Origin of the sequence: Sinorhizobium mexicanum, from assembly GCF_013488225.1 — a bacterium.
GTDB lineage: Bacteria > Pseudomonadota > Alphaproteobacteria > Rhizobiales > Rhizobiaceae > Sinorhizobium > Sinorhizobium mexicanum.
Genome location: NZ_CP041239.1, coordinates 161481 through 177328 on the forward strand (window position 1 = coordinate 161481; position 15848 = coordinate 177328).

A 15848-nucleotide genomic window follows, 5' to 3' on the forward strand; every position below is an offset into this window, starting at 1 on the left:
AAACATGAAAATCACCGGGCTTGAGACCTTCTGTCTCGCTTACGAGATGCCTTATCCGCTCACCTATCCCCGTGGCGAATACCAGTCGCGCGAGGCGGTGCTGATCAAGGTGCATACCGACGACCCTGATATCTTCGGCTGGGGCGAAGCGGCAATGTGGGGCGGCCCTTGGGCCACCACGACGACGGTGCTTGAACAGCAAATCCAGCCGCTGATCGTCGGTCACGATCCCCGCCGCCCGGAATATCTCTGGGAAAAGATCTATCAGGAGACCTACTACCACGGGCGGAAAGGCATTCTTCTCTCGTGCCTTTCGGCTGTCGACATTGCGCTCTGGGACATTCTGGGCAAGACGACGGGCCAGCCGGTTTGGCGGCTGCTCGGCGGTTTTGCGCGCCCCCTCCGCGCCTATGCCTCCTCCGGCTATTATCGGCGCGGTTATTCGGTCAGCGACCTTGCAGACGATGTCGCCAAGGCGCGAACGGCCGGCTATCGCGGCTACAAGATGAAGGTCGGGAACATCGCTGCAGCCGTGCATGCCGGCGTTCTCGAGGCGACGCCGCTCCGCGTTTCCATGGAGGGCGATCTGGCGCGCGTACGTGCGGCAAGGGAAGCGCTTGGCGGCGAGCTCGACCTGATGTGCGACGCGACGACATCGCTCGATGCCCGTACCGCCATGGCCTATGCCGACGAATTCGAGCGGATCGGTGTCCGCTGGTTCGAGGAGCCGACGCAGCCCGAGAATGTTGCTGGCTGCGCCGAGCTGGCGCGTCGCACGCGCATTCCGATCGCCGGCTTCGAGACGGAGACCAACAAGTTCAACTTTGCCGGAATGATGGACGCCGGCGCCATTCAGATGGTGCAGCCGGACGTCATCCAGGTTGGCGGCATTACCGAGGCACGCAAGATCGCCGCCTATGCGCAGATGCGTCACCTCGGCTTCTCCAGCAAGAACTACAGCACAGCCGTCAGCCTGGCGGCGTGTCTGAACCTCCTCTATGCGCTGCCGAACGCGGACTACTTCGAATGCGACATGGATCCATCACCGTGGCGGGACGAGTTCCTGCGCTCGCCGCTGTTCACTTTTGACGGAGGCATGGTCGAACCCTTTGATCGATCCGGCCTCGGCCTTGACATCGATGAAGCCGCACTGTCGGCATGGCGGGTATCCCAATGACAGCAAATACATTCGACGCGGCGCTTTTTCGCGGCAAGGTGGCGCTGGTGACCGGAGCGGCGAGCGGTATCGGCGCGGCGATTGCCAAAGCCTTCGCCGACCTCGGCTCCCATGTCGTCATGCAGGATATCGACACGGGCCGGCTTTATGGACGTGCGGTCGAACTCTCGCGCGATGAGCAAAGAATAACAGCCATCAGCGGCGACCTGTCCGTCCCTGGCACGGCGGAGACGGTATTCGACAAGGCACTCGCCGCTCAGGGCCGGGTCGATTTCCTGATCAACAATGCAGGCCGCTCCTGGGGCGTGGCGACAGATGAGATCACGGCCGAGCGCACCAGTGAGCTGATGGAACTGAACTTCAACAGCGTGCTCTGGCTGTCGAAACGCTTTATCGTTCACGCCCGCGAGCGCGGCGAGGGCGGGTCAATCATCCAGGTGTCATCTACGGCTGGCATCACCGGATTCCAGCGCCGGGCCGTCTATTGCGCCACGAAATTCGGCGTTATCGGACTGACGAAGGTGCTTGCGCTCGACCATGCGCGCGAGAATATCCGCGTGAACGCCATCCTGCCGCATGTCGTCGAGACCGACATGTTCCGGACAGTTGCTACTCCACAGGACGCGGCGACATGGCGGGCCGGAATCCCGATGGGACGTTTCGCGCAGGTGGAAGACGTTGCCAATCTCGCGATATTCCTTTGTTCACCGGCGGCGAGTTATCTGACGGGCGGGCTTTACCCGGTCGATGGTGGCGCCATGGCTGGATCTTTTGGAGGCGAATAATGACCGTAATACGCATGGCTAGCCGGCACACCGAACTCGCCTTCTGGCTGATGACGCCGAACGAGAATGCTTGCGAGATCGCGTCGATCCTCGGCTACGGCACCGTGATCATCGACATGGAGCACGGAACCTTCGAGCCCTCGACTGCGGCGCGCAGTATCACGATCGCCAAGGCCTTCGGAATGACGGTCTATACACGTGTCGCCAGCGCCGAGCGCGTCCCCATCCAGCACGCGCTCGACTTCGGCAGTGACGGCGTGATCCTGCCGCAGATCGAAGGAGTCGAGCATGCGCGTGCAGCCACGGCTTTCGCCAAGTTCCCGCCGCTCGGTGTCCGTGGCTTCGGCGGTGGCAAGACGGTCAACTACGCGCCGGCACCCCGTCACTTCGTCGAGGCGGAAAACCGGCGAACGAAATGCTGGGTCATGATCGAAAACGCACAGGCGCTGGAAGAGGTCGAGAAGATCGCCGCGCTGGAGGCGGTCGATGGTCTTTTCATCGGCCCGAACGATCTTTCGCTGGCGCGCGGTCGTGGCGAATATCTCGCCGACGGTAGCGACCACGACGACATCAGGCGGATCGCGGGTGCCGCCCAGACCCATGACAAGCCTTGGGCGATGCCGGTGTTGAGCAAGCTGGACCGCGATCTGGCGCGTAGTCTCAATATCGCTTTCATGGCGACCACCGACGACCTGACGGCGCTGCGCGATGGCCTCGCCGTCGGCCTGCAGATGGTGGAGGAACCGCATTGACGATCGAGAAAACTGTTCTGATCAACGGCGTCTGGGAAGCCGGCGAGGTCACCGGGCTGCCCGTAGTCGATCCGTCGACCGGGAGGGAAATCTGCAGCGTTCCGAGCGCCAGCGAGGACCAGGTGCGCCGGGCGGTCGAAGCCGCGGCCGCAGCGCAGCCGGCCTGGGCGGCGCTCGAGCCTTGGCGGAGGGCCGACTCATTGCGCGCGATGGCCGCTTGCCTGTTGAAAAATCGGCAGGAGCTTGCCGAACTCATCAGCGCCGAGGTCGGCAAGCCGCTGCGCAAGTCGGGCGAGGATGTCGACAACGCTGCGATCTATCTCGGCTACATGGCTGAGTGGGACCGCCGGATCGAGGGCGAGATAGTTCCGTCGGACAATCGCGACGAGACGATCCTGCTCACTCGTGTGCCGGTCGGCGTCATCGCGGCAATCACCGCCTGGAACTATCCGTTGGATCTTTTCATCCGCAAGGCCGCACCCGCCCTCGTTACCGGAAACACAATGGTCGTCAAACCGACCGAGGTTACCCCGCTCGCCACAATCCGGGCGATCGAGCTCATTTCCGATGAAGAATGCCTTCCAGATGGCGTGCTGAACCTCGTCACCGGCGGCGGCGCCGTTGGCGCTCAGCTTTGCTCGCATCCACTTGTCAACATGATTACGATGACGGGCCATCGCGATACCGGCAAGAAGATCATGGTCACGGCCGCGCAGACACTTGCGCGCGTCTCGCTGGAGCTCGGAGGCAGCGCTCCAGCGATCGTGTGGAAGGATGCCGATCTGGACCTCGCCGCCGACGCGATTGCCTTCGCAAGCTTCGAGAACACCGGCCAGGTCTGCACCTCGTCGGAGCGGATCCTTGTGCACCGGGATGTCCATGACGAATTCGTCGAGCGGCTCGTCGAACGTGCCAATCGCCTGAAGGTCGGCAGTCCGCGCGAGGACGTCGATCTTGGCCCGCTTGTGAGCCGTGGCCAGTTTCGGAAGGTGTCCGAGGCGATCTCACGCGCACGGACCGAGGGCGCGACGCTCAGGTGCGGCGGCCACGGTCTCCCCGCACTGCCTCGGGAAGGCTATTGGGTACGGCCAACTGTGTTCACCGATGTCACGCCGGAGATGTCGATCTTCAAGGAAGAGACCTTCGGGCCGATCGCCCCGGTCATCCGCATCGAGAGCTTCGAGGAGGCGATCCGCCTCGCCAATGCGACCCGCTACGGTCTCTCCGCTTTTCTGTTCAGCAACGATTACCGGTTGATCATGCGCGCGCAGAACGAGCTTCGCTTCGGAGAGATATATATCAACCGCACGATGGGCGAGGCGCTTCAGGGTTTTCACAACGGCCACCAGGAATCCGGGATTGGCGGTGAGGACGGCAAGCACGGGGTGCTGAAATACACCCAGATCCGCACGATCTATCATCGCTACGGCTAGAGCGATCATGGAAGAGTTCGATTTCATCATCGTCGGCGCCGGCTCGGCGGGCTGCGTTCTGGCCAATCGCCTGAGCGCCGACGGACGCAGCACCGTGCTGCTCGTCGAAGCGGGCGGCAGCGATGGCTCGCCGATCATCAAGATGCCGGCGGCGACCGATCTCTACGGGATCGGCAATCCGAAATACGACTGGAACTATCTGACCGAACCGGACCCGACCCGCCACGGCCGGCAGGATGTCTGGCCGCGCGGGAAAGTCATCGGCGGCAGCAGTTCGCTTTGCGGGCTTGTCTACATGCGCGGCCAGGCCAGCGACTATGACAGTTGGGCGGCTCTCGGCAATCCGGGTTGGTCCTATGCCGACGTGCTGCCTTACTTCAAGCGCAGCGAGACGAACGAGAACGGAATGGATGACTATCGCGGCGGCGATGGGCCGCTGCGCACGTCCAACCTGCGCAGCCGCCATCCGCTGGCAGAAAGATTCGTCGAGGCTGCGATCGCTACTGGCCTCCCGGCCAATGCCGATTTCAACGGTCGCTCGCAAGAGGGCGCCGGATTCGTTCAGGCGAACCAGTTCTTCGGCCGCCGTCACAGTTCGGCCGATGCCTATCTCAAACCCGCGCGCAGCCGCAGGAATCTTGAGGTCCGCGCGAAGGCGCAGGTCGCGCGCATCGTCATCGAAGATCATGTCGCGGTGGGTATCGAATATTATCGGCGCGACAACACCCGGGACGTCGTGCGGGCGAGGCGCGAGGTCATCCTGTCGGCCGGCACTATCGCCTCACCGCAACTTTTGATGCTTTCGGGCGTGGGAGACGCTGCGTCACTTGCGAGCTTCGGCATCGATGCATGTCACCACCTGCCGGGAGTCGGGAGGAATCTCAGGGACCATGTCGGCGTCTACCTGACCTACCGGGTCGACCAGCCGACCTATAATTCGGAGGCCGGCCTCTTCAAGTCCGCGCTCCATGGCGCGAACTGGCTGTTGCGCGGCCGCGGGCCCGGCACGGCGCCCGGCGCCCAGGCCATGGTCTTCATGCGCTCCGACCCTACACGGCCGGATCCGGATTTGCAGCTTCATTTCACGCCGGTCGGCTACAAGCTGACGCCCGACGAACTGATCGTCCTCAAGGATCCGGTCGTAACAGCCATTCCTAATGTCAGCCGCCCCGAAAGCAGCGGCCATCTCAGCTTGCGCAGCGGCGATTTCCGAGACCCGCCGCGGATTTTCCCGCGTCTTCTCGATGCCGAAAGCGATGTCAGGGCGCTGGTTGCCGGCTGCCGTCATATCCGCGGGATTTTTGCGGCACCACCGCTCGCCCGGCATGTGATCGAGGAAATGGCCCCCGGCAAGCCGGATATGACAGATGCGGACTGGGAGGAGTTCCTGCGGCGCGAGAGCGTGACGGTGTTCCACCCTATCGGAACCTGCAAGATGGGGCTGGATCCAATGGCGGTAGTCGATAATACCTTGCATGTCCACGGCATTCGCAAACTTCGTGTCGTGGACGCATCGATCATGCCGCATCTCGTCAGCGGCAACACCAATGCACCGACCATCATGATCGGCGAACGCGGCGCGGATCTGATCCTCTCGGGGCAGGGGAGGTGACCGTGACTCGTATCGACGCGGTCGATCTTTTCCTGCTGCAGGTTCCCGACTTCAACACAGCGCGCGATCCAGTGAAGGACACGCTGTTGGTTCGGGTGCGCGCGGGACAACACGAGGGCTGGGGCGAGTGCGAGGCCGCCCCTTTCGTGTCGCTCGCGGCCTTCCTCACACCGGAGTCGCACGACACCTGCCGGCCAGTCGGCGCTTCCGTACTCGGAATGAGACTCGACGATCCGATGAATATCGCCGAGATCAGCCGGCGCGTCGCGACGAACAGCATGAACGTGCTTCAGGCGCCGCATGTCTATTCGGGCGTAGAAATGGCGCTTTGGGACGCGCTCGGAAAAAGGCTGGGGGAACCGGTCTACCGACTGCTGGGTTATGAGAAGGCGTTTCCAAAGCAGCCCTATGTCGTCGCGCCATTTGCGCCGACCCCAGAGGAGACGTACCTCAGAACGCGGGACGTTGTTCGGGCCGGCTATCGTGCCGTCAAGACCGGTTGGAGTGGGTTCGGCAATGGAGAGTTCACCGCCGATCGGGACCAGCTTGCGGCCGCTCGCGACGGGTTGGGGCCGGAAGGCCGGCTCTTCCTTGATGCAGCGCGCGTCTGGGGAAACAATGTCGCGGCCGCCAAATCGTATTCGCACCTGCTTGATCAATTCGGCGTCGAATGGGTGGAGGAACCCTTCGATGCAACAGCTCTCGGCGCCTATGCGGAATTCAGCCACTACCACGGCCGCAAGCGGCTGGCCGCCGGCGAGAACGTCAACTCCGTTTTCCAGGCCCGCCAGTTGCTCGACGTTGGAGACATCGGAATAATCCAGATCGACTGCGGCCGGATCGGCGGCATCGCTGCGGGCAAAGAGGTCGCCCTATACGCGGAGAGGAGAGGGGCTTCCTTCGTCAACCATACATACACCTCCCACCTCGCTCTCAGTGCTTCACTGCACTCCTACGCCGGTCTGGAGCGACAGGGACTCTGCGAATACCCGATCGATCACACGGCGCTCTCATGGGCTATCTGCGACGATCATCTCCTGATGAGAGGCGATGGGACGATCAGGGTTCCGGAAAAGCCTGGACTTGGAATCGCTATCGACGGGAAGTCCTTGCAAAATTACCTCGTCGACCTGGAGATCAAGTTCGGCAGTGCGGTGCTCTATCGTACGCCATTTCTTTAGTGAGCGGCCGTCCAGCACCACATGAACCTCGACAACCTCGAGGAGTCCAAGCGCTATCCGCGGGGAGAATGACATGAAAGCCCAACCAAAAGCCTCGCACTTCATCGATGGTGAATATATCGAGGACACCACCGGCACGGTGATCGAGAGCATCTATCCTGCGACCGGCGAGGTGATCGCTCGTCTTCATGCAGCGACGCCCGCGATCGTCGAAAAGGCGATTGCTGCGGCGAAACGGGCGCAGCCGGAATGGGCGGCGATGAGCCCGACGGCGCGTGGCCGCATCCTGAAGCGCGCCGCCGAAATCATGCGCGAGCGCAACCGCGAGCTTTCCGAGCTGGAAACGCTCGACACCGGCAAGCCGATCCAGGAAACGATCGTCGCCGACCCGACCTCCGGGGCCGACAGTTTCGAGTTCTTCGGCGGCGTCATCGCCACTGCGCTCAATGGCGACTACATTCCGCTCGGCGGCGACTTCGCCTATACCAAGCGGGTGCCGCTCGGCGTCTGCGTCGGCATCGGCGCGTGGAACTATCCGCAGCAGATCGCCTGCTGGAAGGGTGCGCCGGCGCTTGCCGCCGGCAATGCCATGGTCTTCAAGCCTTCGGAAAACACGCCCCTCGGCGCGCTGAAGATCGCCGAAATCCTGATCGAAGCCGGGCTGCCCAAGGGCCTCTACAACGTCATCCAGGGCGACCGCGGCACCGGCCCGCTGCTCGTCAACCACCCCGATGTCGCCAAGGTGTCGCTCACCGGCTCGGTGCCGACCGGCCGCAAGGTCTATGAAGCAGCCGCAGCCGGGCTGCGTCACGTGACGATGGAACTTGGCGGCAAGTCGCCGCTGATTGTCTTCGACGATGCCGATCTCGAAAGCGCCATCGGCGGCGCCATGCTCGGCAATTTCTATTCGACCGGCCAAGTCTGCTCGAACGGCACGCGTGTGTTCGTGCAACGGAAGATCAAGGAAGCGTTCCTGGCGCGGCTCAAGGAGCGAACCGAGGCAATCGTGATCGGCGACCCGATGGACGAGGCGACACAGCTTGGGCCAATGGTTTCCAAGGCCCAGCGCGACAAGGTCTTTTCCTATATCGAGAAGGGCAAGACGGAAGGTGCGCGGCTTGTCACCGGCGGCGGCATTCCGAACGCCGTTAACGCCGACGGAACCTATATCCAGCCCACCGTCTTTGCCGACGTCACCGACGAGATGACGATCGCGCGCGAAGAGATCTTTGGGCCGGTCATGTGCGTGCTCGACTTCGACGACGAGGCGGAGGTCGTCGCCCGGGCGAATGCTACCGAATTCGGCCTTTCCGCCGGCGTCTTCACCGCCGACATCACCCGCGCGCATCGGGTGGTCGACCAGCTCGAAGCGGGTACGCTCTGGATCAACACCTACAATCTCTGCCCGGTCGAGATCCCCTTCGGCGGTTCGAAGCAATCGGGCTTCGGACGTGAGAATTCGGTCGCGGCGCTCAACCACTATACCGAGCTCAAGACCGTCTATGTCGGCATGGGGCCGGTGCAGGCGCCATATTAAATCATCGGTTGATGAACCGAGCCGCTCATTGAGCTTGCTGCCGACGACGGCAACGGGTCGAAACGGGTCTTCCTGCGACGCAGACATACGTCGATTCAGCCCATAGATTGGGCAATTTCCAGGTCGGCCAACGAGCGAAATGCGCGACGAAGAAACGCCTGCCTGCCGTTAGGTGATCGGGGTGCCCCGGGTTCTCAGCATTCTACGGCGGTGTGCAAGTCAATGTCCCAGCACCCGTTGAGCGTTCAGCCGCACTCCGCCTCGCCCGTCACACGCCAGATCGCATCGCCGACATCGCCGGCCACCAACAGGGAAATCAGCCACCGCCATGAGGATCCCTCACAGTCTCGACATCGAAGGCGGCCCACAGCGCCTTGTAGACCTCCCCGACCATGACATCCGTTGCGGAAGCGCGCAGCGCCGCATCGGCGCCTGCAAACTTGGCGATCGCGGTGGCCGGAACTTCCCAGATGCCGTCGATGATTTCTTGGACAAGATGGTCCAAGCTCACCTTTCCGGAGGGGTGCCGGAACCGGTAAAAGCGTGCAAGGTGCAGCGAAAGGTGAATGGCGACCGCCGACGTTGCCAGCGGGCGATTAGTAAGCAACGTGCCCCGCAGATCGTCATCGATCTCCATCAAGGCCGTCTTGATAATTGCGTCGTTGAGTTCGTGTCCCATGCGCTCATTAACGCACAGATCCCCGAAATCGTCGCATCGACTCTTAGTATAACGAGAACATACCTGCAGTTGATGTTGCGGCTCAAATAAGCGGACACGATGCGGCTGGTGAGCTCAAGTCTCCGCTTCTTCTTCTCGAAACGCGATTTCGTCAATGATCTCCTCCGTGGTCTGCATTGCAGGTATTTCAGTCTGAAGAAAGACGTCAGAGAGAAAGGCGCTGTTCATCGACGGTTTTTTCGGCCCACTGTTCTTTGTTCCTGACGTCGATGGTCGGGATGGGACCACCCGCGAATGTTGCGGATGGTGTGAATACAGAAGATCGCGACGATGTCTGTCAGAACTCTTCCCAGCTTTCCTCGACAGCGACGTTCCCTGGAAGACGTCGAAGCCCTCGTTTGTGCGCTCAAATCTGGCGCTTTTCTCGCCATTCTTCGTGAGGTATCGCGTGCGGCGTCCCGGTTGAAAAGGTAGTCCGAAGCGGAGTGCCATCGCAGCTATTCCTGTCTCCATCCTGGGTACCGGACGCCCACGATCTGCTTGAATTCTTGCCCAGGTGGTACGGGAGAGATCGATGGAACTTTCCAAGTTGAGTCAAGGCCGCCACACCCGCGGTGATTGTGTTGGGGCCGCGGCAGTTCGACAGCGGCCACACTTTTGCGAGCCCTTGGTGTCAGGGACGACCCCGTTCTGTGCGTAGAAGATCGCATGATATATCGCCTCCAACACTCGCGGGAAGGAGAGGGCACGCAACCATCTCTTGCTTTGCCCCGCTCGTGCGGCATTCCTTAGAAGTCGCAGGAAGTAGCGGTCCCTCGCGAATAACTGAACTCAGGCAGCTGTGGGCTGCTGCACTGGAGCTATCCTGGTCGCCGTGTCCAGCCTGTCCATAACCCCCACAGTTTATTTCGACGGGCTTCGGCCTGTCGGTGGATTCGGCGCCCATCCGGTCTCAGGGGTGACGGCTGTCGTATCGTTGCGCTCCTGCCAGCCGGTTATGCCCGCAGGGAGCCAGTGGACTGAGGTGTAGCCCGCTCGAACGAGGCGTTTACCAATATTCCAACTACCCCAGCATTTCGGCCGGCAGAACGTGACCAGCGGAGCCGATTTGTCCCCGTTCGTCAGGTCCGCGATGCGCCGGAGCAGCGCATCGACCTTTTCGTCCGACAGGTCTGCGCGGCCCGCACCCGGGAACCAGACCGCCCCGGGAATAGAGCGGTGTGTTGGCTTCCAGATCGTCGAAGGGGGGAGGCCGTTCGGCTTCCGGTCTGCGGGACCTACGTCCACCAGCAGTGGTTTTTGCCGCAACAATGCCTCCAGCGTGGGGACGTCGATCACACGTGCGCCTTCGAGTGTTGCTGGCGTGTCACTCACCATCGGGCCGGTCCAGAGCCCCGGTGGCTCCGGGACGGCAGCTTTGTCTTGCGCGGCCGCAACGGGAAAGATCATTAGGACCGCCAAGATCGCGGCCGGCAATGCCCGGATTCCGGCGCGGATCATTCGTCCATCCTCACGGGCGCCCCAACCGATCCCTTCCAGCTGACACCTTTCGTATCGCTCGCGTGAACGGTGAATTCGCCGTTCTCGGACTGATCGTACGTAAACCCGATCACTGGGTCCGACGAGAGCGAGATATCGCCCGTAAGTTCGAAAACGGTCTGCTCGCCGTAGCTAACCCTGATCCGGTCGAGGTACCGGGCCGGCGTGTGAAGTCGGGTTACCTGGTTTATCTGCATGCCGCTGAAGTTTGGATGGCGGATCATCAACGTTGCCTCGTTCGGATGGTCGCCGCCGCCGAACTTCATCTTCATGCGACCGACGTTTTGCAGAGCTTCCGCGTCACTCACTCCGATGGGAGCCGTGCAGCCGCCCGACGCCTTCACGAACGTCCTCGTCTGATAGAGCTCTCCATCGCTGGTCTCGGCAACCGCATGCACGTTCGTATAGTCGTTGACCCTCACTCTGAGCTTGATCTCGCTTGGATCCCCCGCCGGGCCGAAGCTGATCTTCGCTGCGTATGGTGACGGATTGTCGTCAATCACGAGATGGACGGCCCGCACCTCATCCTTTCTCAAAACCCTTACAGTGATCGGAACGAGGGCCGGATCCTGAGCACGGGCTGGCGCCTCGATCGTGATCAGGTCGTCTCCCGCCTCGATCGGGCGATCGCCGAAAATATACGCGCTTATTTCCTGCCAACGTGCCTGCCGTTCGGGCTCGCGGCCGTCGATCGCCGAAACGCCGGCCGACACCGCAGCAGGGTATGTTGCGGCAATGCAAGCAGCCGTTATGAGGTCTCGCAGAAGCTTCATTTCAAGCTCTCCAATCGCGGATCTCGTCTTCTATTCCCACTCAAGTTCCTTGTAGGCTTGGGTGACGTTGCGGCCATTGTAATCGTCAAACAGCGCCCATCGGCCGCGTTCCGATTGTGCCACGGTTTCGATCGCCTCCTCGATCGTCACGCCGGCCTTGATCGCCTTGCGGGTCTCGTCCCTGAGCGTCTCCAGATATCGTTCCAGGTTGGCAAATGCGGTTGCGGAGTCCACCACAGCAGGGCCGTGCCCCGGCACCGCCCTCGTTGCGCCAAGGGACTGCAGCCTCTGCATCTCGTCGAGCCAGCCGTGCAGGCTACCATCCAGCGAAGGCACGCGTCCCACAAAAAGCAGATCGCCGGCAAACAGAAGACCGGTGGCCGAATCGAGCAGGGAAAGGTCGCAATCGGTATGCGCTGTTTTGTGGGCCGTGACTCGGATGATTCGGCTCCCCAGTTCTATCTCGGCGCCATCGCCGTCAATCTCCTGTGTTGGCAGCACAACATGCCCCACTTCCTGTGGGCCGAGCACCTCGACGAGACGCTGGCGGTAGAATCCGCCTCTCGCCTGAAGTGCGGAGCCCAGCCTGTGATGGCCAACAATGGCCGGCATGTCCTCTTTGAACGCGGCCGCGCCGAAACAATGGTCGGGGTGCACGTGCGTCACCACCACATGCCTGATCGGCCTTTCGGTTCGTTTCCTGATCTCCGTGCGCAGCCATCGCCCGTCGGCAAGACTGCCGCCGGGATCGGTTACAAGTACTGCGTCCCGTCCGATGACGAATCCGACATTTGCAATGCCATTGTGGTTGCCTGGGGTTACTTCCACGTCAGGACCACGCCGGACGAAGACACCGTCGGCAATCTCCTCCACGCCCACTGCTTCAGCGGCAAACCCGATTTGCGGCATGCAGCAGACGCAGAAGCCTGCAAGCAGGTCGCGCCGCGATATCGAGGGCGGGCGGGGCCCGTCTATCGGCGAATGCGATGGCTCCTTCATGGCGCCTCCCACAATGCAGGGCTGTGTCAACTGTCAAGCTGCAGGCAAATAGACGTGATTGTCAATGTACAGTGGCGCGAGCACCGACCCCGCGAGGATGCGGGCTCCTTGATGATGTTGGGCAAGACACCGAATGTGGCAGTGCCAACGAAGGCGATCCGCAGACGGCCTGCAACCCCTTCGCCGATGCGCCTTACCTCGCGCTCGGTCTGGTCGACACACTCCAGTATTTCCCTTGCCCGCTCCTGAAGCAGTTCGCTGGCTTGTGAGCCTGATCTGGCTGCGGCTGCGATCGAACAGGACCGCGCCAATCTCCTTTTCAAACTGAGCTATGGCGACTGACCGGAGGTTGGGCAGTACCGAGCCGCGCAAACGCCCGGGCGGCCCTTCTTTCAGGGACGTCGCGAGTTAGTTGCTGCCCTGGCTTCATCCAGCTACTACAGCTTGTAGCCGATCTTTCGCAGCAGGTCTTTCCGCCACGCAATGTCTGTGTCGGTTTCGACACCTAGCGGTGAGGCGCCATCCACCACGCCGAGCACGCCGCGGCCCAGTTCCGTTTGCGCGACGATCACCTGTGTCGGGTTGGCCGTCGCGCAGTAAATGCGGCAGACCTCTGGTACTGCACGTACCGCAGACAGCACGTTGACGGGAAAAAATCCGTCGCCCAGAAAGATCAGGAAAGTGTGGCCAGCGCCAATGGCCAACGCGTTGTCGCGGGCGAGGGCGATCACGGCTTCGTCATTACCGGACCAGCGCACGAGCCGCTTTCCGGAGGCCTCGCAGAAGGCCAGCCCGAAGCGAATGCCTGGAACCGCGCCCACCAGCGCTTCGTGGAGGTCTTCCACAGTCTTGATGAAATGCGACTGGCCAAAAATGAAGTTGGAGGTGTCCGGCTTGACGATGGGCACCACGGTAAGCTCCATGGCTGCGCTCCTTCAAGGTAGGCAACGCAATGGTAGGTAGGCGGACGAGAGGCGATTTCAAGCCGCCACAGGCGGACCCGGCGCGGCCACCCTCGCTTCCTCGCTGCGGAAGGAGGGGCGCTGCCAGCTGGTCGACTCCGAAGAACAGGGAGGGGTGCTGAGCCGACCCTGCTTCGAAGAACATCGCCTCGGATAGGAGCGATAGCGCCAAACGCAGGGCTCCTCCGATTGTTCCGATAAATCAGGCCATCTTTGGCACTTTCTTTCGAGGGGCGCTGCCATCTGCGCCACCATCGCCGTCGTCATCCCGCCACCAGCCTGATACTCGGGCTTGGCGACGGTTCAGCTCGGCCTGAGGCGGCCACAGCGGCAGCTTCCAACCTCTATTCGGCAAGCTCGAGGTGCCCGGATAAGGCGCGGGTGTGTGCGACAAGTCACAGTCCGGGATGCTAAGGGGTGCCCCTGCGGGCGGGGGTCATACCACTAAACAGGAGACTTCTCGATGAGCAGAACTGTCACTAATGCCTCGGGCGAGCCGCTGTCCTATAGCGGCGGTTCTACGGCATGGTTTTCCGCCAGCGGGTCCGGATCGGTCCTCTACGGAACCGCCGGCAACGATTCGATGTGGGGCGACAGTTCCGTCAATGTCACCATGATCGGGGGCAGGGGGGACGATATCTATTATCTCTATTCAGGGGACAACCAGGCCTCTGAGGCGCCCGGCGAGGGTGTTGATACTATCAGCACCTGGATGAGCTATGCGCTGCCGGAGAATTTCGAGAACCTGACGGTCACCGGCGACGACCGTTTTGCCTTCGGAAACAGTGCTGACAACATCATCACCGGCGGCGCGGGCAGCCAGACGCTCGACGGCGGCGCCGGCGACGATGTCCTTACTGGCGCGGGTGGTCAGGATACGTTCGCTTTCAAGAACGGCAACGGCAGCGATCTGATCAGCGACTTGGGTGCCGACGATATCGTCAGGCTCGAGGGCTACGGCTTCACGTCTTTCGAGCAGATCCTGTCAAACTTGGCCCAGGAAGGCGCCAATCTCAAACTGAGCCTCGCCGATGGAGAAAGCCTCGTCTTTGCGAACACCACCGCCGATCAACTGCAGGCGAGCCAGTTCAGCCTGGCGCTGGACCGATCCGTTCTGACGCAGACCTTCTCGGACGACTTCAACACGCTTCAGCTCAACGACGGCACAAGCGGTGTGTGGGACCCGAAGTTCTGGTGGGCACCGGAGAAGGGATCGACTCTCACCGGAAACGACGAATTGCAATGGTACATCAATCCTGACTATCAGCCGACCGCCGCGGCCAATCCTTTCTCGGTCACGGACGGAGTTCTGACGATCACCGCCAAGCCGGCGTCAGAGGCGATTCAGGCCGAGACCGACGGCTATGATTACACCTCCGGCATGCTGACGACCTACTCTTCGTTTGCCCAGACCTATGGCTATTTCGAGATGCGCGCCGACATGCCGGACGACCAGGGGGCATGGCCAGCCTTTTGGCTTCTGCCGGCCGACGGTTCCTGGCCGCCGGAACTGGACGTCGTGGAAATGCGCGGCCAGGATCCGAATACTGTCATCACCACCGTGCATTCCAACGAGACCGGCTCGCAGACCAGCATCGCGAGCGCGGCCCAGGTCACCGATACAAGCGGCTTCCATAAGTATGGTGTACTTTGGACGGAAGAGGAAATCGTCTGGTACTTCGATGATGCGGCGATCGCCCGCGCCGACACCCCCTCGGACATGCACGATCCGATGTATATGCTCGTCAATCTCGCCGTCGGGGGCATGGCAGGTTCGCCGACCGACGGGCTCGTCGACGGCGCCGAAATGAAGGTCGACTATATCAAGGCCTATTCGCTCGACGCCGACTGGCAGATCTGAGCGGCGAACGGAGCGACCGGGCCGGGCTTTCCCTGATCGACCTGAAAGGCAAGTGCCCGCGCGGGGGACCAGCGCGGGCACTCATAACAGGCTGAGACCTGACGCCGCTGAGGGACGGCGCGACACGTGGGAGACGTCGCTTCCTTTGCCAGCTTCATCTCATGGAACCGACCTGGATCGCGCCGAGCGGCTCGAAGCCGTAGCGTCTGTAGAACGGAATGTTGCGCGGGTTCGAGGATTCCAAATAGGCTGGCGCGTGATCGCGATCGCACCGTGCGAGTGCGTGCGCCATCAGGGCGTCGCCGTGACCTTTGCCTTGATGTGCCGGGTCGACGCCGATCAGGGGCAGGTACCAATGTGGTTCGGTTGGGTGGTACGTGGCCATCTGCTCGAATATGGCCGTGGTTTCGGGGGGCAAGAGAGCGCGCAACCGTGCTCTCGAGCACCGCACCAAGCCCTTCCTCGTCCGAATGCACACCGGGCGATAGCCACAGCGCCGTCCCGGCGTAGCCGTCGGTGCTAAGGCGCTTCCGTTAGGGAATGCGCTGCTCCCCTCGT

The 15848-nt window shown here is 61.9% G+C and carries 14 protein-coding genes and 1 pseudogene; 8 read left to right on the forward strand and 7 right to left on the reverse strand.

The genetic code is table 11. From position 1 onward, the window contains the following. Positions 1 to 4 precede the first annotated feature (4 nt). The 7 genes from FKV68_RS20855 to betB all read left to right on the forward strand — a co-directional run bounded on the left by FKV68_RS20855 (position 5) and on the right by betB (position 8477). Positions 5 to 1177 (forward strand): mandelate racemase/muconate lactonizing enzyme family protein, encoded by a 1173-nt coding sequence (locus tag FKV68_RS20855; RefSeq protein ID WP_180941883.1) that lies wholly within the window; start codon positions 5 to 7, stop codon positions 1175 to 1177. Then, entirely contained in the window at positions 1174 to 1962 is a 789-nt protein-coding gene (locus FKV68_RS20860) for an SDR family NAD(P)-dependent oxidoreductase (protein WP_180941884.1), read from the forward strand. The genes FKV68_RS20855 and FKV68_RS20860 overlap by 4 nt, the downstream gene beginning before the upstream one ends. Further along, entirely contained in the window at positions 1962 to 2714 is a 753-nt protein-coding gene (locus FKV68_RS20865) for an HpcH/HpaI aldolase family protein (protein ID WP_180941885.1), read from the forward strand. Before FKV68_RS20860 ends, FKV68_RS20865 begins: the two co-directional genes overlap by 1 nt. After that, entirely contained in the window at positions 2711 to 4147 is a 1437-nt protein-coding gene (locus FKV68_RS20870) for an aldehyde dehydrogenase family protein (protein WP_245181766.1), read from the forward strand. Before FKV68_RS20865 ends, FKV68_RS20870 begins: the two co-directional genes overlap by 4 nt. Positions 4148 to 4154: 7 nt before the next feature. Beyond that, positions 4155 to 5759: a GMC family oxidoreductase gene (locus FKV68_RS20875; protein WP_180941886.1), complete on the forward strand. Its 1605-nt coding sequence runs from the start codon at positions 4155 to 4157 to the stop codon at positions 5757 to 5759. A 2-nt stretch (positions 5760 to 5761) separates the two neighbouring features. Further along, positions 5762 to 6940: a mandelate racemase/muconate lactonizing enzyme family protein gene (locus FKV68_RS20880; RefSeq protein WP_180941887.1), complete on the forward strand. Its 1179-nt coding sequence runs from the start codon at positions 5762 to 5764 to the stop codon at positions 6938 to 6940. Between the two features lie 73 nt (positions 6941 to 7013). Then, the gene (betB, locus tag FKV68_RS20885; RefSeq protein WP_180941888.1) at positions 7014 to 8477 is read left to right on the forward strand and encodes a betaine-aldehyde dehydrogenase; all 1464 of its coding nucleotides are present in this window, start codon (positions 7014 to 7016) and stop codon (positions 8475 to 8477) included. A gap of 316 nt (positions 8478 to 8793) precedes the next feature. Here betB and FKV68_RS20890 read toward each other — a convergent pair whose 3' ends face one another. The 6 genes from FKV68_RS20890 to FKV68_RS20915 all read right to left on the reverse strand — a co-directional run bounded on the left by FKV68_RS20890 (position 8794) and on the right by FKV68_RS20915 (position 13390). Next, complete coding sequence (locus tag FKV68_RS20890) at positions 8794 to 9156, reverse strand: hypothetical protein (RefSeq protein ID WP_180941889.1); 363 nt, start codon at positions 9154 to 9156, stop codon at positions 8794 to 8796. A 114-nt stretch (positions 9157 to 9270) separates the two neighbouring features. Further along, on the reverse strand, positions 9271 to 9648 hold the full coding sequence (locus tag FKV68_RS20895) for a hypothetical protein (protein WP_180941890.1): 378 nt from the start codon (positions 9646 to 9648) through the stop codon (positions 9271 to 9273). A gap of 411 nt (positions 9649 to 10059) precedes the next feature. Then, positions 10060 to 10656: a rhodanese-like domain-containing protein gene (locus tag FKV68_RS20900; protein WP_342454822.1), complete on the reverse strand. Its 597-nt coding sequence runs from the start codon at positions 10654 to 10656 to the stop codon at positions 10060 to 10062. Continuing rightward, entirely contained in the window at positions 10653 to 11468 is an 816-nt protein-coding gene (locus FKV68_RS20905; protein WP_180941891.1) for a quinoprotein dehydrogenase-associated SoxYZ-like carrier, read from the reverse strand. Before FKV68_RS20905 ends, FKV68_RS20900 begins: the two co-directional genes overlap by 4 nt. A gap of 30 nt (positions 11469 to 11498) precedes the next feature. Then, positions 11499 to 12467: a quinoprotein relay system zinc metallohydrolase 2 gene (locus FKV68_RS20910; protein WP_180941892.1), complete on the reverse strand. Its 969-nt coding sequence runs from the start codon at positions 12465 to 12467 to the stop codon at positions 11499 to 11501. Between the two features lie 437 nt (positions 12468 to 12904). Next, positions 12905 to 13390 carry an adenosine-specific kinase gene (locus FKV68_RS20915; protein WP_180941893.1) on the reverse strand — a complete coding sequence of 162 codons (486 nt, stop codon included), beginning with the start codon at positions 13388 to 13390 and terminating at the stop codon, positions 12905 to 12907. A gap of 502 nt (positions 13391 to 13892) precedes the next feature. Here FKV68_RS20915 and eglC point away from each other — a divergent pair. Beyond that, entirely contained in the window at positions 13893 to 15290 is a 1398-nt protein-coding gene (gene eglC, locus FKV68_RS20920) for an endo-1,3-1,4-beta-glycanase EglC (protein WP_180941894.1), read from the forward strand. 154 nt (positions 15291 to 15444) lie between these two features. Here the strand turns inward: eglC and FKV68_RS20925 are convergent. Further along, positions 15445 to 15843 (reverse strand): annotated as a pseudogene (locus tag FKV68_RS20925) (GNAT family N-acetyltransferase); the annotation flags it as partial. Positions 15844 to 15848 lie beyond the last annotated feature (5 nt).